This is a genomic window from Fibrobacter sp. (assembly GCF_045112255.1).
In the GTDB taxonomy this organism is placed as follows: domain Bacteria; phylum Fibrobacterota; class Fibrobacteria; order Fibrobacterales; family Fibrobacteraceae; genus Fibrobacter.
Map to the genome: position 1 here is coordinate 29,814 of NZ_JBGUHR010000003.1, position 19,971 is coordinate 49,784.

Below are 19,971 nucleotides of genomic sequence, written 5' to 3' on the forward strand. Positions count from 1 at the left end.
ATATATTTTACATTGGTTTTACAAAAACAATTCACCGCCATGAGTCCGAACTAGCTGAAAGGCAGCGACGATGATCCGGTAGTGGCGCAACATAGGAAAACACTATATGGCCTGGATGGCTCTTAAAATGTTGGGTTGCTTGGCGCTCCTCATGTTCGGCATGAAGTCGATGAGTGAAGCCTTGCAGAAAATGGCTGGTCCGCAGCTGAGACATGTTCTCGGCACGATGACCACGAACCGTTTTACGGGTATGCTCACCGGTATGTTTGTTACTGCCTCTGTACAGAGTTCGACCGCCACCACGTTGATGACGGTCTCTTTTGTTAATGCGGGGCTTTTGACTCTCATGCAGGCGATTTCGATTATCCTCGGCGCTCACATCGGTACGACGGTTACCGCATGGATCATGAGCCTTGGGTTCTCGTTCAACATCGCAAACTTTGTGTATCCGGCGTTCTTCATCGGCATTATCCTAGTTTACATGAACAAGAAGCGCGTTGTGGGTGAATTCTTGTTCGGTGTCGGCTTCCTCTTCTTGGGCCTTACGACGCTCAAGGAAACGGGCTTTGCCGTTGTGCAGGATCCGAGCGCAAGCGCTTCTATCAGTTCGTTCTTTGCTCACTTTAGCGACCCGAACTTCTTCAATTCGCTGTTCTTCCTTGTGATGGGTACGGTGCTTACGCTCTGTGTGCAGTCTTCGGCTGCGATTATGGCTATCACGATGATCCTCTGCTCGACCGGCGTTTTGCACATTGACCAGGGCATTATGCTTGTGCTTGGCGAAAACATCGGTACGACGATTACGGCAAACATTGTGGCGCTCTCGGCCAATACGCAGGCTCGCCGCGCCGCTCTCGCTCACTTCACGATTAACGTTATCGGCGTGATTTGGGTGGTGATTGTGCTCAAGTGGTTCCTCGGCGCTGTTTGCCATGTGGTCGGTTTTGACCTTGGCGTCCGCCCGGGCGACGAAGGCTATGCCGCCAACCTCGCGAAGATTTCCGTGGTGCTTGCCACATTCCATTCTGCATTCAACGTCTCGAATACCTTCCTCCAGATTTGGTTTATCAAGTACATTGAAAAGTTCGTTTGCCGCATTATCAAGCCGAAGAATTCCGAAGAAGAAGAGGATTCCCGCTTGCACTTCATCAGCTCTGGCTTGATGGGGACGCCTGAACTTTCGCTCCTCGAAGCCCGCAAGGAAATCAGCTTGTTTGCTGTGCGTACGCAGAAGATGTTCCACTTTATTCCAGACCTTCTGGCTTTGAAGAACGAGAACGATTTTGTGAAGCTCTTTGCCCGCATTGAAAAGTACGAAGGCATCAGCGACAACATGGAAATTGAAATTGGCGATTACCTGAACAAGGTCGGCGAAGGCCGCTTGAGTCCGGAAAGTAAGACGGCTTTGCAGTGCATGCTCAAGGAAATTTCTGAAATCGAAAGTATGGGCGACGCCTGCTATAACATGGCCCGTGCTATCAATCGCAAGTTCAGGACCAAGGAAGATTTCACTCAGGAACAACTGGAACATATCAAGCATATCATGCAGCTTTGCGATAACGCTATGACGCACATGATCGGTGTCTTGAATGACATGCCGCAAGTGGATGTGAACCGCACACTGAACTTCGAAAACGAAATCAACGATTACCGCAAGCTCCTCAAGGAAAAGAACGTGGCGGATATCGAAACGCAGAAGTACAGCTACCAGATGGGCGTTCACTACATGGATGTCGTGAACGACTGCGAAAAGCTCGGCGACTACATCGTGAATGTGGTCGAAGCCCACGCCAACAGAAGACTGTCCGTTTAAGCGTCCGTGTTGGAATGCGCTGAAAATGTGTGTTGAAATGCGCATGTGACAATGAATTACAAAATGGGACTCGAAAGAGTCCCTTTTTGTATTCTAGTTGTCTTTTTTCTTCGCTGCGGTGAAATCTAAGTCTATTTTCTTTTTTGGGAAAAATTAGAATAATTTATTAAACATGCTTTTTTCGGGTTTCCAGTAAATTTTTTTATCCATTAAAAAATCTTGGCAATATGTACCATGCTTTAGTTTGGGATAATCCTGTCGTTCAGTTTCTAGTTGTGTTATTTTGTTGTATTTGAATGTTCTAACATAGGTTGGATTCATGCAGTACATTATACTGACTTTTTCCATTTTTCCTAATGCAAGTTCAAATGCTGGTACTTCGTCATTGATTCCCTGTTCTATTTTGGCAAGAAATGATGCTTGCTTGTTTTCACAATCTAATTTAATAGCGGGGGCTATATCTGAATCGATTTCAATGGAATCTACAACAGCTTTAATTGCGTTAGCAACTAAACAGAGACCTTCTATATTGAAAGATCTATAGATTTGATAGGTAGTTGCCTCGGTTTGCTCGCCTGGGACTTCGGGATAATAGGTTTTGGATTTCCATAAACTATCTGTAACCATTAGATAAATAGAAACAATGCCTTTGTCATTTCGACAGAGAACTTTTCTAGGGGCGTAGATTGAACAGTCTGCAAAAGAGTATATCGTTAATAGATATAATAAGACAAAGATTTTTTTCATGTTGTAAAATATACCTTTTTTTAATGATTTCGTAGAAACGACGTTGTTGAAATTTGGAAAATATATGGATAAAATATTGTAGTTGCTTTTGTTGTTTACTATTTTTATTTTAACGCGTTACTCCTTGCAAAGTCATTGTGCAGCCCACTTCTAACTTCTTACTGTTTACTGATTGTTCCTTGTTTTTAACACGAACATCGTTTGATTTTTAGGGATTTGCGTTTTGGGATTTCGTTCATCATTCCGCCGGTGTTTTTCGCGGCGAGCTAGGCACGGAGGCCGGGGAAACATATTGCAAATTTACCCTCTCTGAGTTTTCAGTGAGGGATTTTTATTATCTATAAATGCGAGATAATAATGTTAAATAATTAGATGATGAAAACTCGTCGAGAGAATAAAGCGTCGGCCACAACCTGTGAAGGCGAGCGCCGCGACCATACTTGTATGGTCATGGTTGAGCCGTAAGGTTGGCGCTTGCGCCAGGATGGGGAGAGCTCTTTTGTAAAATCTGTGTAAAGTGCAAATAAAACCTTTGCGAAGTCTTTGTTTTATGCATTGCATAAGTCCAAAGGACTTTTTATCTTGATATTCGGTAAAATCATATATTTTAAACATGATTTACATTGTAGAAGACGATCTTGAAATCCGCGAAATGGAAGCCTATGCGCTTAGAAGCAGTGGCTTTGAAGTCAATACGTTTGACTGTGCCAAGACGATGGATGAAGGGGTCAAGGTCTCCGTGCCGGATTTGTTCATTCTGGATATTATGCTCCCTGGCGAAGATGGCCTCAGCATTTTGAAGCGTCTCCGTGCCCAGGAAAATACGAAAAACGTCCCGGTCATCATGCTTACGGCCAAGGGGTCCGAACTGGACAAGGTCAAAGGACTCGACTTGGGCGCCGACGACTATATCGCAAAACCTTTCGGCATTCTGGAATTCGTTTCTCGCGTGAAGGCGCTGCTCCGCCGTTCGGGCAACATGAATCCCGAAAGTGGAGAACTGAAAGTCATTTCGCTCGGTGGTGTTACGCTCGATGAGGCGAAGCGCACAGTGATGGCTGGCGGCGACAATGTCGAATTGACGTACAAGGAATACGAACTTTTAAAACTTCTCCTCTCGCATCCGGGGCTTGTCTTTTCAAGGCAACAGATTCTGGAAAAAATCTGGGGCATCGATTTCAAGATGGACACTCGAACGGTCGATATGCACATAAAAACGCTTCGACAAAAGCTGGGTGAGCAGGGGTCAATCATTCAAACCATTCGTAACGTCGGGTATAAAGCGCAATGAAAGACCGTTTACGATACAGCTTGATTTACATGGGCGTTATTGCGGCCCTGTTGGCTGTATTTTTTACGGTGCGTGTCTTCGAAGACGAAATGGCGGAACAGCTCAAGGTCAACTTGCGCGAAAATCTCCGCTTGATTGAAACGGCTTATGTCGATGAATCGCTTGCGGTTACGCCGCAAAAACTGGCGCGATTTGCCAGCGGTGATCTGCGAATCACGCTGATTGATTCGACCGGTAAAATCATTTACGATAGCGATGCCAAAGCTGCCGAAATGGAAAACCATTACAATCGCGAAGAAGTGTTCGATGCGATGGCGAAAGGGTTCGGCGAGGATTTGCGATATTCCTCTACATTGCAGGCGAAAGCGTTCTATTTTGCGAAACGCTTGAAGGATGGCAATGTTTTGCGCCTTGGGATGCGCCAGGCGAATTTGCAGCAGGCTTATTCAAAGACGATGCCGTATCTGATTGCGCTTTTTGCCGCCATTGTTGCTGCAGCGATTTTGATTGCGATTGGGCTTAGCCGTGCGTTTATTAGCCCGCTGAAAAAGCTTGTGGACCAGCTTGGAACGCCTGAATGGATGAATATCGAGAATGTCTACAAGGAAATTGAACCGCTCGTCAACACGATTCGCAAGCAGGACCTTGAATTGCGTTTGACGATTGAACAACTCTCGAACGAAAAGCAAAAAATCTCGCATTTGAAGGATGAATTTACGGCGAATGCGTCGCATGAATTGAAGACTCCGCTGACTTCGATTTCGGGCTATGCGGAACTGATTGAAAGCGGGATGGCAAAACCTGAGGATGTCAAGGTCTTTGCGGGTAAGATTCACAAGGAAGCACGCCGTCTGCAGTCCATTGCAAACGACATCATTACGCTTTCGAAGCTGAACAATCGCGAGGCCGAACCGTATGACCTCAGCGAAAAAATCAACCTTTGGAATCTGGCGCACGGCTGCATTGACGGACTCATGCTGAATGCGAACAAGAAATCGATTCAGCTTTCGCTAGATGGTGTTCGCAATGCCGAAATTTTAGGTAATTCGAAATTGCTCTATGAGATGATTTTCAACTTGGTCGATAACGCCATCCGCTATACAGAACAGGGCGGAAAAGTTGTCGTGCTTGTTGAAGAAAATGCAATAGTCGTGAAGGATACGGGAATTGGAATCCCTGAAGAGAGCCAATCCCGCATTTTTGAACGATTCTATCGCGTGGATAAAAGCCGTTCTAAGGAAACCGGCGGAACAGGCCTCGGACTTTCCATTGTCAAGCATATCGCAGAAGTCCACCACGCATCAATTCGCTTAAAATCAACAGTCGGTTTTGGTACAGAAATAAGAATCGGATTTAAATTATGATACTTGCTATTTTAAAAATGATTGGTTGCCTTGCACTCCTTATGTTTGGCATGAAGACGATGAGTGAAGGCTTGCAGAAACTTACTGGTGGACACCTCCGCGCTGTTTTGGGGACGATGACGAAGCACCGTGCGGGCGGACTTTTGACAGGTACTTTTGTGACCGCGGCTGTGCAGTCTTCGACGGCGACGACCGTGATGACGGTTAGCTTTGTGAACGCTGGGTTGTTGACACTCAAGCAGGCGATTCCTGTGATTATGGGTGCAAACATCGGTACGACTGCAACGGCGTGGATCATGTCGATTTTTGGATTCCAGTTCAACATGAGCAGCTTTGTGTGGCCGTTCTTTGGACTTGGAATTATTCTTTCGTATGTCCGCAAAACTAGCGTGAAGAGCTTTGGCGAATTTGTGTTCGGTTTTGCGTTTATGTTCCTTGGCCTTACGACGCTCCGTGAAAATGCGGTGGCGATGGATCTTTCGCACAACCAGACGATTATCAACTTCTTTGCATCGACGGGCGGCTGGGGCATTTTCAGTACGTTATTGTTCTTGCTTTTGGGTGGCATCCTTACGATGTGCGTGCAGTCTTCGGCGGCGATTATGGCGATTACGCTTATCCTCTGCTCGAGCGGTGTGCTCCCGATTTATCAGGGCATTGCGCTTGTCATGGGCGAAAACATCGGTACGACTGTGACTTCGAACTTGGCGGCTCTTTCGGCAAGTACGCAGGCAAGGCGCGCTGCTCTGGCGCACATGCTCTTTAACGTGTTCGGTGTGGTGTGGGTGCTCATCATCTTCAATCCGTTTGTGAACATGGTTTGCCATTTTGTGGGTTTTGACCCGAATTTTGTGCCGCAGACTCAAGAAGAAATTGCCCATGCGAGTGTGCGTGTGACGTACGCTCTTTCTGGATTCCATACGGCGTTCAACCTTTGCAACGTGCTCCTGTTGATTTGGTTCATCAAGCCGATGGAAAAACTCATCTGCAAGATTATCAAGGAAAAGGACGACGGCGAAGAGTTCCGCATCAAGTTTATCAGTGGCGGCCTCATGAGCACGGCAGAACTTTCGCTCTTTGAAGCCCGTAAGGAAATTAGTTTGTTTGCTGATCAGACTCTCAAGATGTTCCGCTTTGTTCCTGAACTCCTTAAGGAAAAGGACGAGGAAAAATTTACGAAGCTCTTTGAACGTATTGAAAAGTATGAAGAAATAAGCGACAAGTTTGAAATCGAAATCGGAAAGTACTTGAACAGGGTGAGCAGTGGCCATTTGAGTTACGAAAGTAAGACGATGTTGCAGAGTATGCAAAGGGAAATTTCTGAAATCGAAAGTATTGGTGATGCATGCTTTAACATGGCACGAGCGATCAACCGCAAGTTCCATCTCGATGAAGATTTTACCGAAGAACAGTACAGCCGCATTGATTCTATGATGAAACTTTGCGACAAGGCGCTAGTGCAGATGGTAAGTGTTATCGAAGACAAGCCGCATACGAAGGCGTCGGCTACAATGACGCTGGAATATGAAATCAACGATTACCGCAAGATGCTCAAGAACTTGAATATCGACGATATCAATGCGCAGCGCTACAGCTACCAGATTGGTGTGCATTACATGGACGTGATAAACGACTGCGAAAAGCTGGGCGACTATGTGGTGAACGTCGTCGAAGCGCATGTGAACCACAGATTGCTCGGAAAGTAATCGAAATGGAGCCGCAGGGAATGCGGCTCTTTTAATATTTTTATATTTGTCACTTGATAGGCGACCTTGGTTCCCATTTCGGGTCAAAAATAAAAAGGAGGGCTACATGAAAAAGCTGATGACGTTGGTTTTTGCCTTGTTCTTGGCAACAAACGCTTTTGCAGAAGAGTATGAGGCTTCGCAAAAGATTACGCAAGAGCTGCTGGCGGGCAGCCTTACTCAGACTGTGTATGCCGGCGATGAGATTCAACTTATCAAGATCAAATATGACAATATAGATGAAAGTAAACATCAGTCAGGTAATATTTCTGACCTTGGCTTGTCTGAAAAATGGACCGGCTCTGTTTGTGAAATCTCTGGGAAAATTAACGGTAATATTGCCGCCCAAACGGTAAAAGCATATATCTTGGTCCAAGACGATGAAGGCAAGTACGCCCAGACGGATTTGTCTTTTGAAGTACTAGAAAAACCGTTTAAGTTTGAATGGAATAATGGTTATGGTAGAATGGACCAAACTGTCAAGATTGGTTATTCCATAACGCCGATTTTATTCGATTATGACGCCATTGAAGAATATAAAGTGAGTGGGCTTCCGTCCGGACTTATAAGTGAAATTGATAAAAAAAATCATCATATAATAGTTGCTGGCAATGTGGAGGAATCTGTCGAGTCTGGTGATTATGAATATACGGTAACCGTTAAAGACTATAATTCAAAAGAACATACATTGTCTGGAACGATTACTGTGAAAAGTCTTACGAATGTTACAAGTATAAAAGTTGTCGAAAATGAAAAACAGAAGGTCAAGGCTGGTAATGCAATTAAACCGGTTGTGTTTAAGTTTGAATATGCCCAGGATATTGAAATAAAGGATATTCCGCCAGGACACTTTGGTGGTGCTAGCGAAGAAGATGGATCGTTTGTCGTTGAGGGTACTGTAGCTGAAAATACGAAGGATGGTAATTACACGATAAAAGTTATTGCAAAAGGCGAGCAAAACAATGATACCGCTTTTGCAACCGTTGAAGTGACTCATAAGTCTGTAGAAACTACTCTATCTGTTATCGAAAACGAGACGCAGACTGTGGTTGCCGGTGATTCGATCGAACCGATTGTGTTCAAGTTTGAAAATGCCGTAGATATTGGAGAACTTACCGGTTTCCCGGGTGGCTATAAGATTATCCCGGATAATGCGACTAAGTCGATTTATGTGATTGGTAAAGTTAATGAAGGCGCTAAGGGCCCCTATACGGTCAAGCTCTCTATATTAGGTGATGATAATAATGCTTCTGCCGAGGCTACGATTAATGTAACTCCTTTGGAAATGAAGTTTGAACTTGTCGAAGGTAGCGATAACCAAACGGTTGTTGCCGGTAATGCGATTACCCCGATTGTTTACAAGTATGACCACATGCTTTCTGTTAAAGGTAGTGGTTTCCCGTCTGATTTGAAGGTGGATCTAGATAAAAAAAACAATTTGATTACGATTTCTGGTACGGTGTCATCTGAATCGGCTGCCTATGAATACGTTTATTCGTTTGCCGTGACGGATCTTCATGGGGAGGTATCGACGGTAACGGGTAAGATTAACGTTGTGCGTGAATCGAATTCTAGCAGTTCTGCCGTGGCTTCGTCGTCCAGCGCGGGATCTTCGAGCTCCAGCGTTGCTTCTTCAAGTTCCGCAAAATCTTCTTCGAGTTCCGCAAAGTCTAGCAGCTCTGTTGAAGTGTCTAGCTCCAGCGTTGCGGCGTCTTCAAGCTCTGTCAAGCCGTCCTCTAGCTCGGCAAAGTCTAGCGATTCGAAGTCTTCGTCTAGCTCTGCCAAGGCTCAGTCTTCTAGCTCCGGCAAGAAGGTCGAATCCTCTTCGAGTTCTGCGAAGTCTGACAAGAGTTCTTCGAGTGAAAAGAGTATTAAGATTGTGGCTGTGGCTATGAACAACGTGAAGTTCGGCTATGCGAACAATGCGCTGACGGTCGCGCTCCCGACTTCTTCGATGGTGCGAGTGCAAGTGTTCGACTTGACGGGCCATCTGGTGGAATCGTTTGCGGAATCCGTCAATGGTTCCAGAATCTTTAGCCTCGCTCATTTGAACAGGGGCAATTACCTTGTGCGCGTTGAAAGCAATAGCTTTGCTCGTACCGCAAGAATTGCTGTGAAGTAAAAAGCTTGAGTATGTGAAAAAAGGCTCCGCAGTGGCGGAGCCTTTTTAAATTTGTGAGAATGTCGCATTATAGTCGATGTTAGAAGCGAGTATAGCAAGGCCGCAGCCCCCGAAGCCGTATAAGTAATACTGCGAGTGGGTCGAGAACGCCGCTAGACGACGCTTATAACGAGACTACGGTCTTGCCGCGAGCTCTTCGGGCGTGCGGCTCAGAATATCCCAGTCACCACGCTTGATGATCTTGTAGGCGTAGCCCTGTTCCGTAAGGAACAGCTGGCGGTTCATCGCAAATTCCTGTTCCTTGGAATCCTGCGTCACGATGCTGTAGAAGTGGGCGGCGCCGCCGTCGCTCTTCGGGCGCAATACGCGGCCGAGACGCTGGGCTTCTTCCTGACGGCTACCGAACGTACCCGAAATCTGGATGAGCACGTTGGCGTCCGGCAAGTCGATAGCGAAGTTACCGACCTTCGAGACCATGAGGTTCTTCTGTGCGCCCGAACGGAAGGCTCCGTAAAGCTTTTCGCGTTCCTTGTTCGGCGTCTTGCCGGTAATCAGCGGAATCTGCAAGTCTTCGGAGAGTGCTTCGAGCTGGTCGATGTACTGGCCGATGATGAGCACGCGGTCGTCCGGCTTGCTGAAGTACTTGAGCAGGCGTTCGACGATGTCCGTCTTTTCGGGGTTCGTGCTCGCGAGCGTAATCTTGTCGCGCACCGGAGCAAGAGCGTACTTCATCTTGAGTTCCGGATCCATCGGGATGCGGATTTCGTTACAGTCAGCTGTTGCGATCCAGCCTTGGGCTTCCAAGATGCGCCAAGGAATGTCGAACTTTTTCGGTCCGATCAAGCTGAACACTTCAGTTTCCTTGTGGTCTTCACGGACGAGCGTTGCAGTAAGGCCCAGGCGGCGAGTGGCCTGCATTTCTGTACTCAGGCGGAACACCGGAGCCGGGAGCAAGTGGACTTCGTCGTAAATCATGAGACCCCACTTTTCCTGGCTGAAAAGCGGGAAGTTTGCAAGTTCCTTCTTGACCTCTTCTTCGGTCATTTCTGGTTCCTTGCCTTCCTTGTTTTCGTCGCCCTTCTTGGCACGCTTGCGCTGCGTCAAAATCTGGTAAGTGGCAACCGTCACCGGACCGATTTCCTTCACTTCGCCGGAGTATTCCTTGACTTGGTCGAGCGTAAGGTTCGTCTTGTCGCAGATTTCGCGGATCCACTGGCGTGAAGACGAAATGTTCGGTGTTAAAATCAATGTTTTAGTTTGTACCAAAGCCATCGTGGCAAGGCCAATCACGGTCTTACCGGAACCGCAGGGGAGAACGATCACGCCGGAACCGCCCTTTTCGCTACCACTGGCGTAGAACACCTGTGCGGCATCCTTCTGGTAATCGCGGAGCTTGAACGGCTTGCCGGAAACAGTCGTTTCGCGAAGTTTAATGGGGAGCGGGTCGCCAACGGTATAGCCGGCCAAGTCTTCGACCGGGAAGCCGGCGTTGGTGAGGACCATCTTCAAATGACCACGGCGTTCCGGGTCAACGACGACGTGCGTGTCGTCAATGTGCTCGATAATAAAAGGTTCAACATCCTTGAGCTTGCATATTTCAAGGAACATTAATTTGTCATCAGATTCCATCGTCAAACGGCCGTCTTCTTTTTTCAAACGAAGTAAACCGTAACGAGCCATGTAGTCTTCGATTTCTGTGACGACTGTCGGCGGCACAGGGTAACGGCTCTGGCTGTCCAGGCGTTCGAGGACTTCGGGAGCGCGCAGGCCTGTTGCGGCTGCGTTCCACAAGCTCAAATGAGAAATCTTATAAGTGTGCAAGTGCTCCGGGCTTTTGACAAGCTCTGTAAAAGGAGCGATTGCGTCACGTGCGGTAGTATAATTGGGATTATCGACCTCGACCATGATTTCGAGGTTACTTTGTACAATGATTGCGCCATTCGGATTCATAGAGCGACAAATTTAGTTATTTAGGGCGGGTTTCGCAAGTCGTACGTTTTTGCTGAAAATCTTACAAAAAGAGTCTTGTGACATAAAGAAAAACTCCCCGGACTTGTATCCGAGGAGTCTTTCGAGCCGCCCAGCAGATTTGAACTGCCGACCTGCTGATTACGAATCAGCTGCTCTACCAGCTGAGCTAGAGCGGCGAGCGAAGACAAAGATAGTAAAACAATGATTTCTTGTCAAGATTTACTGACAACCTTTATTTTTTTTTCTATGATTGGTTTACGAGAAAATTTTAAACATGGAAGCTTAACATATGGCTAACGAATCTAATAACAATAATTCTGAACTTAAAGCATTCTTTATCCAGCACGGTACGAAGATCGTTGTGGCGTTCGTCGTTCTCTTTGCTGTTATCGCTGGCATCGTCCAGTATAAGGAAGCTCGCAAGGTTGCCGCTGCCGAACAGAGCGAACTCATCGGTATGGGCCTTACTTACCTCTATGCAGGTGAAAAGGATAGCGCCCTTGTTGAATTCGAAAGCAAGATTGCTTCTGGCAAGCTCGAAGGCCTTGCCCTTGCAAAGGCTTCGCTCCTCGCTGGCAACATCAAGTTCGAAAAGAAGGACTTTGATGGCGCAGCACTTCTCTTCCAGACGTCTTTGGATAATGCCGGCTCTGTGGCTCTCGTGCGTTCCGCTGCCATGCATGGTCTTGCCGCTGTGAAGATGGAAAAGGGTGACTTCTCCGCTGCTGCAAACTTCCTCGAAAAGTACATTGCTGAATTCGGTAAGCGTTCTGGTGATAAGGAAGACCGCTACCAGAAGGACGAACCGGCTGACGAGGTCCCGATGGTTGCAGACGCCATGTGGAAGCTCACGCTCGTGTACCAGCAGCTCGGAGCAAGCGACAAGGCTAAGACTACTGCAGAACGTCTTCTCCAGATTTATGGCGACAACCGCGCCTTCGCTGACAAGGCCCGCAAGTTCCTCGCCGCTCTCTAATCGCTGTTTTTTGAAATTTAAGGCTCGTTTCCGCATAGGAGACGGGCTTTTTTGTTTTTTAATTTACAATTGTCTGTGTCTTTATAATTTATATTCTAGTTATACACAACCTAAAATGGGAGGGTGAGCCATGAAAAAACTTTTCTTGGTAATCTTGATGGCTTTGCCATTTTCTTTAACCGCATGCGGAGATTCCGTGGATAAGATCACGAACGATATGGTGCGTGATGCCATTAAGTGCGAAACGAAGGAATATGACAGGGCTAAATGCGACCAGCTTACAATTGTGTACAAGGAACGCAAGGGCAAGTTCACTGCGGAAGAGCAAAAAGAAGTTGAAAAAAGAGTCTTCACGAAGTTCTTTGAAGAGATGGCTCTTGTGAAAGACAAGGCCAAAAAGAAGAAGTAGTCTGACGGTTTAAAGGGCTAATGCCCAGCCGGTAATAAACAAGGCGTAGTAGGCGGCAATCCAGAAAATGTCTGCTGCGACAGTTGGCGCTCCCCAGCGGAGCGTCTTCTTTTTTGGGATGAATCCGCAAAGGATACCGGCGATAAAGCCGTACAGGTGGCCGAGGATGTCGGCGTTTTCGCCGAGACCGAGGAACACGGCGAGCGAGGCGGCGCCGCAGAGCGGCGCAAAGCGACGGAGCATGCCGTGCGTTTCGCGCGGCATGAGACGGAACTCGATGACGGCGAGGCAACCGATGGTTGCAAACACGAAGCCGGAAAAGCCGAGCGAACGGAAACTTGTCTGCACTGTGAGTGCGACAAAAAAGTTGGCGACGGCGCTTGCGACTGCTAGGAACGGTACAAGCTTTGCAAGCGGAATGCGGTAGTGCAAAAGGCTCAGCGCCAGGAATCCCGAGACGAGATTTGATGCGAGGTGGCGGCTGTCGGCGTGGAGCGTCATGGCGGTAATCGTGCGCCACCATTCTCCGCGCAAGATTTTTGCGGCATCGGCAATGCCTGCATTGTGCATCTGGGTTGCAATGTCGGAGAAGTCCAGCAGCGTACAGGCTATGGGAACGGCAAGCACCCAGAGCGGGTGAAGCGTGAACTTTAGCGGGAGCGGCGGGTTCTCGTCACGAGGTGGATTTTCGCGATGGTAAAGGCGAATCTGGAATTGCGCTGCGCGGCGCTTTTCAGGTTCCACAAAAATCTGGAACGGGCCTTCTTCGGAGCGCTCGATGCGGTGCGAGATTCCCTGCGACAAGAGCACGAGACTCTCGTCGCGGATTTGCCTGAAGCCGCCTTCGCTCACGCGGATGTCTGGCGGAATCTGAGGCTGTTCTTCTGGCTGACTGGTGCTTTGTTCAATTGCGGGTTGCTCTGTGCCTTGTGCAATCGGGGATGGCGCGGACTCTTGATTTGCGGGGGCGTTTGTGCGCGGCTCTTGAACTGCGTGGGATGCTGTGTTGAGTTTATCTGCATCCGGTCGTCGGCGAATCATGGGCGATATAAAGTGTGGCATGGCGACCTTCCTTCTGCATCATTAGTAAAATCGGACTTCTTATTTTTTTAGTTTAAAAGCAAACAGCGTGCCAAAAAAGGAATCCTGCCTCAAATATTCCCCAAAGAGCAAAAATTAGCTCAATTAGGTACCCCGCTTATTCAAAAAATAACATACGATTGATTCAAAAGCAAATGTTTAAGGATTTTTTTGAAACGCTGTCAGAGTAACTTGGCTGCCGACGTAAGCGCAAATTTGTGGGTTGCCGTTTCGCATTCGGCGCGGACATAGGCAAAGCCAAGTGTTGCGACTGGAATGTCGGCGTGGTCGGGAGCCGCAACGAGACTGCCGATCATGACTTCTTCTTCTGGAGCGAGCTTGCCGTTTGGCTGTATGCGACGGCCGTAAATGCGGATGTAGCGGAAACCTCCGCCGGTCTCTCTGTTGCTGTGGGCATGGAACGTGATTCCGTTATCGTTGCGTTCCCACCAGAGGGCTGGACCGTCCGTGATGTAACAGTTGTCTGCGGCGAAAGCTGCGTTAATGGCGGCGAGGGAGAGCGCGGGTTCTTGTAGGTACTTTTCTGAACTGTATGGATCCCCTCCCGTTGGTCGAGGATGACGCATTGACGAGGACTCTTGTTTTGCTTCGCTTCCTACTTCAAACTTCCTACTTCCTACTTTTATCACTGTGCGGACATTCCCAAATGTATGCGCTCTCGTATGCTTGAGCGAGATGAGCGGCAGGTTCACGGCGGTCATGCTGTTCAAGTCGCCGTGGGCATCGTTTCCGCCGATGGGGAGTAGATAATTGCCTTTGCCTAATTCATTTATCCAAAATTCCCGGCCGAGCTTGAAACCTTCGTCGCGGATGCCGTTCCAGAATTGCAGCCCGCGAATGGAATGCTTGTTTTTCTGTTGCAAATCTTCGGGCTTCCAGTAACCGCGACGGAATACGAACTTTTCCAGGAGTCCCATTTGCTGGAACGGGTGCGCGGCAAAGCAGTGCGCTTCGGTCATGTTCAAAATTTGCTTGATGCTGCGTGTCGGTCTGTTCTCGAGCCAGTAGCGGCCGCAGTCGCCGAGCCCCGGGAGGTAACCTTCGGGGGCGAGGACAGTCATGTGCACATTCTCGCCTTTGCTGTTCCCGGCAGATACTTCTTCGCCGGCAAGCATGAGCGGCATGTCGCCTCCGTTTTCGTCTTTCACCGGGAGCGCCGCAATCTCTTCGCGCAACTTCTGGAATCTAGGCACTGGCGAGTCGGCTTCCTTGGTGTAGTCCTCTTGCGTGAATGCAAAATCGTAAGCGTGGTCGGTGCAGTTCACAAAGTCGAGTCCGACAGCCTTGGCGGCAAGCTGCAACACTTCTGGCGTGGCGCCGTATTCCACATGGTCTGCGGAGTAATGCGTGTGGCAGTGCATTTCGCCTGCGGCGTAGCCGGGGGCGATAGGCGGCATCTCGTTCAAAACCTTGAAACGGAGCGGAACATGTTTAAGTCTCGGCAAATTCCAACGCTCAAATGTCTGCGTCTTGCCGTCTCGTTCCACGGTCAGCTTGCAGTGCGCTTCATATGCACTTGCCGGGATTTTTCCAAGCGCAAGCGGAATGAATTTCATCTGCTCGCGGACTTCGATGTTCAAGTCCTTGTAAATGACGATGTCCGGTTGCGGCGCATCTTGTGTTGACTGCGCTTCTTGTACCCGCGCTTTTAAAACGATTTCCGCACTTTTAATCGTTGTCGGGAAATGGTCTGCGTCACGCACGACAATCCACAGCGTGGGTTCGACGCCTGGCACAAACTGGAATGGCGCATCGAAAATGATTTCGGGCCACGGCTTGTAAAGGAGCGACCAGGGTAGCTTGAACTTAAAATGCGTTTCTGCATAACGCAATTTTTCCCCTGGCCAAAAACTCATCAGTCACCTTTTGTCTTGATTTCTTCTGCCGGCGAGCTTTGTTCTGCCGGTGTTGTTGGTGTCGTCGGTTCTTTTGCCGGTTCTGGAGCGGTTTTTGCAGAATCCAAGGCAATACCTAATGAGTCTGCGACTTTTGCTGTGTCGATAGCGACTTTCGCAGAATCTTCCTCTGCTTTCAGCGAATCTGTAACGATGCTCGTATCGATCTTTGCACTATCCTGAACATCGACCTTCACAGAATCTTTTTTCGTATCGTCGATAAATTTGACTTTGGGCTTCTTGCCTTCGCCGTCGTCATCATCGTCATCATCGTCCTTGGGCTTTGGCTTATTCCAGAGTCCAAATGTTCCTCTGATTTGCAATTGTATCCCACCCAGGTTCCAACTTGCTTTTTCGTCAGGACCGTTCGGAACGATCTGGGAGAATTTTTTGTTCGACTTTACGGAAATGGAACTGAACCCGATATCCCCATACAGCTTGAAGTCTTTCCAGCTTGCAAAGAGATAGCCCACGCTTACGCCAAAACCGGCTCCGAAAAGCGATCTTTCTGCGGCGAGGTAACCCCAGGTTGTATAGATTTCGGTCCCCGGAAGCATCCAGTACCAGCGTACGGAAACGCTGAAAAGTCCGCCGTCGCTGAGCGTGATGAAATTTTTGGGGAGCGCAAAGCGGTATTCGAGGAAAAACGGAATGCCTTGCAGCGTGTACTCGTAACTGTGCGTGTGGCTTTTGCGGTCGGTCAGGACGACGGATTCATTGTCGTAAATAAAACCGATGCCGGCGCTGATGAAATGGTCTTCTGCAGGCTGCCACTGGATTCCAGCGGTAATCGGGAAACAGAAGTTGACTTTCTGGAAATCCTGCTTGGCGACATTCAGCGATTCAGCGCTGTTGACGGCGGTTTCCTTGAAACCTTTGTAGATTGTGTCGATGGCGTTCTGGAAATATTCGCGCTCGCTAAAGCTTATGAAAGAAATAGACGGCTGCACAAATACGGACAGAATGGAATTGTCGTGATCCAGCTTGTCTTCACTTGCGGCAAAGGCCGTTGCCGAGAATAGCAACGCCATGGAGAGCGAAATTATATTTCTGGATTTGAACATTGTCCGGTTGCCTAGTTAGCCAGGTTCTTTTCTTCTTTCTGGAGGCGCTTCTTTTCGGATTCCTTTTTCAGGCGCTTTTCGTAAGATTCTTCTGCTTTGGCAATCTTTTCTTCGGCCTTTTTCACGCGCTTCTGAACGTCCGCGCTGTCGCTAGATTCTTCTTTAGCAATGGCGAGATACTGCCTTGCCGATTCGAACTGGTCCAGGTCGGTGTAGGCGTCCGAAATGAGGAAAAGTGTTTCTTGACGGCGCTTGGCGTTAGGATATGTTTCCAGAAATTCCTTGAAGTAGATTACGGCGGCCTGCGGCTTTTCCATGCGCAAGTAGAGGCGCCCTGTCTGGAATTCCTTTTCGGCGACGCGGTCTACGAGGAGGTTGTAATAGTAGTTGACGGAGTCGCGCAGCGGTGTGCTCGGGTGGTTTGCGAGATAGCGTTCGAAGTCCTTCATGGCGGTTGTCGTGTTCGATTCGTCACGGTCAATCTTGTAATCCATGTTGAAGGACGATACCGCTTTGCGGTATTCCGCTGTTTCTGCAAACGGAGAACCCGGGAAGTTCACGATAAAGCTTCCGTATTCGCCACGGGCTTCAATCCACTGCTCCAGGTTGAAGTGGCTTTCGGCAAGCAGGAACTGAGCCTGTTCCATGTAGCCCGACCCTGCACAGGTAGAAAGGATTCCTTCGAGCTTTTCGATGGAACGTCCATACTTTTTGGCTTTGTAGAGTTCCTCGGCCTCGTTATAGCGCTTTTGGCACCAGTCCGTGTGGGTCATTTTAGATGTGGAGGTTGTTGAACAACCCATCATAGTTGCCATATAAAGGAAAAGAGGAACGAACAGGGTACTCTTGAAAACTTTTTTCATTTTTTTTCTTTGGTTAATTCTAACTTTCACGCTGTAAAGTAGAAAAAAACGACTCTAGAGAAAAATGATTTTAGTTCGCTATGTCTTGAAAGAGCTGATAGGTCCTTTTTTGGCTTCGCTCTTTGGCATTACTTTTTTGTTTGTAGTTGACTTTTTGGTCAAAATCTTGGACAATGTGTTGTCCAAGGGCTTGCCGACATCTACGGTTCTTGAAATTTTTGCGCTGAACTTGGCGTGGATGCTTTCGCTTTCGATTCCGATGGCGGTCCTTGTTGCAAGTCTCATGACTTTTGGCCGTATGTCTGGCGATCAGGAAATCACTGCGGTCAAGGCGGCGGGCGTATCTCCGTTGTCGCTCATGCGTCCGGTCCTGCTTGTTGCGCTTTTGCTTTCTGTATTGATGGTCGTGTTCAATAACTGGGTGCTTCCTGAAGCAAACCACAGGTCCGTGGAACTCATGAATGCCGTTTCTCGCAAGAAACCGCACGTGTTTATCGATGCCGGGCGCCTTATTACGCAGTTCCCGGGAGTGCAGCTCTGGGTGAACCGCATTGATCCTGTTTCGGGAACGCTGTATGGAATCCAGATTTTTGAAATGGAAAAGAAGGGCGCTCCGCGTATTGTCTATGCCGATAGCGCCTCCATGGACTATGTGGACAATGGCGCTACGCTAATGCTTCGTCTTCGCAGTGGCGAGACTCATCTCGTCGATCCAGATGATGCGGATAAGTATTTCCGCATCCGCTTCTTCTCGCAGGATTTGGCGATGCAGAACGTGGATGACCGCCTGGAACGCCGTAGCAGAAGTTACAGGAGCGACCGTGAAATGCCGGTCGAAATGATGTGGGATGTGGTGAAGGATGCTCGTGAAAAGTATGACACCGCAGCAGTTCAGGCTAAGACCCGCCGCCTGCCGACGCTTCTTCGCATTCGCGATTTCGTAAGTGGCGATAGCATTGTTCCTGTCGATGCAAAAAGTGTCCCGATGCTGGATTCTGTGCAGTTCATGCAGGGACTTCGTAAAGTCCGCATTCAGGAAACGTCTTCGCTCCGCGCGACGGAACGTGCCTGGAACCGGATGGATGGCGAACTCAAGCGTGAAGCGCAGTACATGGTTGAAATCCATAAAAAGTTCAGTACCGCGTTTGCGTGCTTCATATTCGTCTTGATTGGCGCTCCTCTTGGAATCATGGCGCGCAAGGGCGGCATTGGCACTGGTATCCTCTATAGCCTTGCGTTCTTTGTCATTTACTGGATTTGCCTCATCGGTGGCGAAAACCTTGCTGATCGTCTTGTGGTTTCTCCGGAACTTGCCATGTGGATTTCCAATATCATTATTGGTGTGTTCGGTATTTTCCTCACGCGGGCTATGGTCCGTGACCGGTTCACGGGCAATTCCAAGGTTTTGCGCTTCTTTAGGATTGTTGGTCGCTATACGGGCATTACCCAGTGTATCAGGGCGGCTAGTTGGTTGTTCGGTAAACTCAAGAAGAGGTTCGGATGAAATTTTCTAGATACCTTGTCTGGAATTTCCTGAAGATGTTCCTCATCGTGGTGTGCGGGGCTATTCTCATCTTTGTCGTGATTGACTTTGTCGGTAACATCAAGACGTGGCTTGCCCGTGACATGAAGTCGGTCAGCGATTATTACTTGAGCTATCTTCCGTATATCTTGTACTTGATTACTCCGGTAGCCTTGTTTATTGCGGTTCTTGCCTCGGTGGGCAATATGGCGCGTCATCTCGAAATGAGTGCCATGCAGAGTTCCGGACAAAGCCCGTTCAAGACGCTTCTTCCGATATTTTTCCTGGGCGTCCTCATGTCGATTGGTTCGTACGAAATGAGCGAACACTGGTTGCCGGATGCAAACCACAAGCGCTTTGAGATCATGGAAACTAATGCTCAGAAACGCAAGAATCCACGCATCAAGGAAAAGCAGGACTTCACGTTTATCGATAGCGAAAAGAATAGCTGGTTTTTTAAGCATTATTCAGGCAAAAGTAAAATTGGTCGTGATGTTGTCCTCCTAGTCCGCGATCGAGGGCGCCTGGTTGAACGTTACGATGTCCGTATTATCCGCTGGATTGACCAGGATACCGTCGCAGGAACGGGGTATTGGAAATTTGAAAGCGGCTTCCAGCGCATTTTCAAGAAGGATGGCTCTGTCGAAGTTGTTCCTATCCGTCAGAAAAACATGAAGGGGACGGTGTCTACTCACCCGAATGACTTGATCAACGAACGCCAGCTTGCCGACGAGATGGATTCCAAAATGGTCAAGGCTCGAATCAATGTGCTGCGTCGATCCGGTGAAGATACCCGCGCCATGGAAACGGCCCTCCAGTTTAAGTATTCCGCTCACTGGATGAACTTGATTGTCCTTTTGATCGGGGCTGCCCTTTGTCACCGGTATAGCCGTTCTGGAGGGCTGTCGCAGAAATTTGGTGTTGGCCTGTTGCTTGTTTTTAGCTATTATATTTTGGAGAGAATCGGGCTTAAAATGGGTGAAAATGGGGCTTTGTCGCCGTTCTGGGCGGCGTGGAACAGTCACTTCATTTATGCGAGTCTCGCGTTTGTCATGCTATATCGATCGTTCCGCTTGTAGAGGGTTTAA

At 48.4% G+C, this 19,971-nt stretch carries 15 protein-coding genes and 1 tRNA gene; 9 read left to right on the forward strand and 7 right to left on the reverse strand.

Annotation, left to right across the window (positions count from 1 at the left end):
* Positions 1 to 127: 127 nt before the first annotated feature.
* Positions 128 to 1,813 (forward strand): Na/Pi cotransporter family protein, encoded by a 1,686-nt coding sequence (locus tag ACJMM9_RS00240; protein WP_405322757.1) that lies wholly within the window; start codon positions 128 to 130, stop codon positions 1,811 to 1,813.
* Positions 1,814 to 1,966: 153 nt separating this feature from the next.
* On the opposite strand, the gene ACJMM9_RS00245 is transcribed toward ACJMM9_RS00240, so the two are convergent.
* Entirely contained in the window at positions 1,967 to 2,440 is a 474-nt protein-coding gene (locus tag ACJMM9_RS00245; RefSeq protein ID WP_405322759.1) for a hypothetical protein, read from the reverse strand.
* Positions 2,441 to 3,173: 733 nt separating this feature from the next.
* On the opposite strand from ACJMM9_RS00245, the gene ACJMM9_RS00250 reads away from it, so the two are divergent.
* The 4 genes from ACJMM9_RS00250 to ACJMM9_RS00265 all read left to right on the forward strand — a co-directional run bounded on the left by ACJMM9_RS00250 (position 3,174) and on the right by ACJMM9_RS00265 (position 9,082).
* Positions 3,174 to 3,851 (forward strand): winged helix-turn-helix domain-containing protein, encoded by a 678-nt coding sequence (locus ACJMM9_RS00250; RefSeq protein WP_405322762.1) that lies wholly within the window; start codon positions 3,174 to 3,176, stop codon positions 3,849 to 3,851.
* A complete protein-coding gene (locus ACJMM9_RS00255) occupies positions 3,848 to 5,215 on the forward strand; it encodes an ATP-binding protein (RefSeq protein ID WP_405322763.1) in 1,368 nt (455 codons plus the stop codon). The genes ACJMM9_RS00250 and ACJMM9_RS00255 overlap by 4 nt, the downstream gene beginning before the upstream one ends.
* Positions 5,209 to 6,921: a Na/Pi cotransporter family protein gene (locus ACJMM9_RS00260; protein WP_405322870.1), complete on the forward strand. Its 1,713-nt coding sequence runs from the start codon at positions 5,209 to 5,211 to the stop codon at positions 6,919 to 6,921. Before ACJMM9_RS00255 ends, ACJMM9_RS00260 begins: the two co-directional genes overlap by 7 nt.
* A gap of 106 nt (positions 6,922 to 7,027) precedes the next feature.
* On the forward strand, positions 7,028 to 9,082 hold the full coding sequence (locus ACJMM9_RS00265; RefSeq protein ID WP_405322765.1) for a T9SS type A sorting domain-containing protein: 2,055 nt from the start codon (positions 7,028 to 7,030) through the stop codon (positions 9,080 to 9,082).
* A gap of 174 nt (positions 9,083 to 9,256) precedes the next feature.
* On the opposite strand, the gene ACJMM9_RS00270 is transcribed toward ACJMM9_RS00265, so the two are convergent.
* Positions 9,257 to 11,032, reverse strand: a complete 1,776-nt coding sequence (locus ACJMM9_RS00270; RefSeq protein WP_405322767.1) for a DNA repair helicase XPB — start codon at positions 11,030 to 11,032, stop codon at positions 9,257 to 9,259.
* Between the two features lie 124 nt (positions 11,033 to 11,156).
* A tRNA-Thr gene (locus tag ACJMM9_RS00275) sits at positions 11,157 to 11,229 on the reverse strand.
* A 113-nt stretch (positions 11,230 to 11,342) separates the two neighbouring features.
* On the opposite strand from ACJMM9_RS00275, the gene ACJMM9_RS00280 reads away from it, so the two are divergent.
* Together ACJMM9_RS00280 and ACJMM9_RS00285 are read left to right on the forward strand one after the other, a co-directional pair.
* Positions 11,343 to 12,029, forward strand: a complete 687-nt coding sequence (locus tag ACJMM9_RS00280; RefSeq protein WP_088639079.1) for a tol-pal system YbgF family protein — start codon at positions 11,343 to 11,345, stop codon at positions 12,027 to 12,029.
* A gap of 130 nt (positions 12,030 to 12,159) precedes the next feature.
* Positions 12,160 to 12,438, forward strand: coding sequence for a hypothetical protein (locus ACJMM9_RS00285; protein WP_405322770.1), 279 nt, complete (start codon positions 12,160 to 12,162; stop codon positions 12,436 to 12,438).
* 9 nt (positions 12,439 to 12,447) lie between these two features.
* Here the strand turns inward: ACJMM9_RS00285 and ACJMM9_RS00290 are convergent, their stop codons facing one another.
* The 4 genes from ACJMM9_RS00290 to ACJMM9_RS00305 form a co-directional block, all read right to left on the reverse strand.
* Positions 12,448 to 13,500: a rhomboid family intramembrane serine protease gene (locus tag ACJMM9_RS00290; RefSeq protein WP_405322773.1), complete on the reverse strand. Its 1,053-nt coding sequence runs from the start codon at positions 13,498 to 13,500 to the stop codon at positions 12,448 to 12,450.
* 200 nt (positions 13,501 to 13,700) lie between these two features.
* Complete coding sequence (locus tag ACJMM9_RS00295; RefSeq protein ID WP_405322775.1) at positions 13,701 to 15,395, reverse strand: PHP domain-containing protein; 1,695 nt, start codon at positions 15,393 to 15,395, stop codon at positions 13,701 to 13,703.
* Positions 15,395 to 16,498 carry a hypothetical protein gene (locus ACJMM9_RS00300; RefSeq protein WP_405322777.1) on the reverse strand — a complete coding sequence of 368 codons (1,104 nt, stop codon included), beginning with the start codon at positions 16,496 to 16,498 and terminating at the stop codon, positions 15,395 to 15,397. The genes ACJMM9_RS00295 and ACJMM9_RS00300 overlap by 1 nt, the downstream gene beginning before the upstream one ends.
* Before the next feature lie 11 nt (positions 16,499 to 16,509).
* Positions 16,510 to 17,361 carry an outer membrane protein assembly factor BamD gene (locus ACJMM9_RS00305; RefSeq protein ID WP_405322779.1) on the reverse strand — a complete coding sequence of 284 codons (852 nt, stop codon included), beginning with the start codon at positions 17,359 to 17,361 and terminating at the stop codon, positions 16,510 to 16,512.
* A 64-nt stretch (positions 17,362 to 17,425) separates the two neighbouring features.
* On the opposite strand from ACJMM9_RS00305, the gene ACJMM9_RS00310 reads away from it, so the two are divergent.
* Together ACJMM9_RS00310 and ACJMM9_RS00315 are read left to right on the forward strand one after the other, a co-directional pair.
* Complete coding sequence (locus ACJMM9_RS00310; protein WP_303733249.1) at positions 17,426 to 18,865, forward strand: LptF/LptG family permease; 1,440 nt, start codon at positions 17,426 to 17,428, stop codon at positions 18,863 to 18,865.
* Complete coding sequence (locus tag ACJMM9_RS00315) at positions 18,862 to 19,962, forward strand: LptF/LptG family permease (RefSeq protein WP_405322782.1); 1,101 nt, start codon at positions 18,862 to 18,864, stop codon at positions 19,960 to 19,962. Before ACJMM9_RS00310 ends, ACJMM9_RS00315 begins: the two co-directional genes overlap by 4 nt.
* Positions 19,963 to 19,971 lie beyond the last annotated feature (9 nt).

Coding starts and splice junctions, on each gene's coding strand:
- ACJMM9_RS00310 (WP_303733249.1), top strand. CDS start 17,426: ATGATTTTAGTTCGCTATGTCTTGAAAGAGCTGATAGGTCCTTTTTTG.
- ACJMM9_RS00295 (WP_405322775.1), bottom strand. CDS start 15,395: ATGAGTTTTTGGCCAGGGGAAAAATTGCGTTATGCAGAAACGCATTTT.
- ACJMM9_RS00280 (WP_088639079.1), top strand. CDS start 11,343: ATGGCTAACGAATCTAATAACAATAATTCTGAACTTAAAGCATTCTTT.
- ACJMM9_RS00305 (WP_405322779.1), bottom strand. CDS start 17,361: ATGAAAAAAGTTTTCAAGAGTACCCTGTTCGTTCCTCTTTTCCTTTAT.
- ACJMM9_RS00240 (WP_405322757.1), top strand. CDS start 128: ATGTTGGGTTGCTTGGCGCTCCTCATGTTCGGCATGAAGTCGATGAGT.
- ACJMM9_RS00245 (WP_405322759.1), bottom strand. CDS start 2,440: ATGGTTACAGATAGTTTATGGAAATCCAAAACCTATTATCCCGAAGTC.
- ACJMM9_RS00300 (WP_405322777.1), bottom strand. CDS start 16,498: ATGTTCAAATCCAGAAATATAATTTCGCTCTCCATGGCGTTGCTATTC.
- ACJMM9_RS00285 (WP_405322770.1), top strand. CDS start 12,160: ATGAAAAAACTTTTCTTGGTAATCTTGATGGCTTTGCCATTTTCTTTA.
- ACJMM9_RS00255 (WP_405322763.1), top strand. CDS start 3,848: ATGAAAGACCGTTTACGATACAGCTTGATTTACATGGGCGTTATTGCG.
- ACJMM9_RS00290 (WP_405322773.1), bottom strand. CDS start 13,500: ATGCCACACTTTATATCGCCCATGATTCGCCGACGACCGGATGCAGAT.
- ACJMM9_RS00250 (WP_405322762.1), top strand. CDS start 3,174: ATGATTTACATTGTAGAAGACGATCTTGAAATCCGCGAAATGGAAGCC.
- ACJMM9_RS00315 (WP_405322782.1), top strand. CDS start 18,862: ATGAAATTTTCTAGATACCTTGTCTGGAATTTCCTGAAGATGTTCCTC.
- ACJMM9_RS00265 (WP_405322765.1), top strand. CDS start 7,028: ATGAAAAAGCTGATGACGTTGGTTTTTGCCTTGTTCTTGGCAACAAAC.
- ACJMM9_RS00270 (WP_405322767.1), bottom strand. CDS start 11,032: ATGAATCCGAATGGCGCAATCATTGTACAAAGTAACCTCGAAATCATG.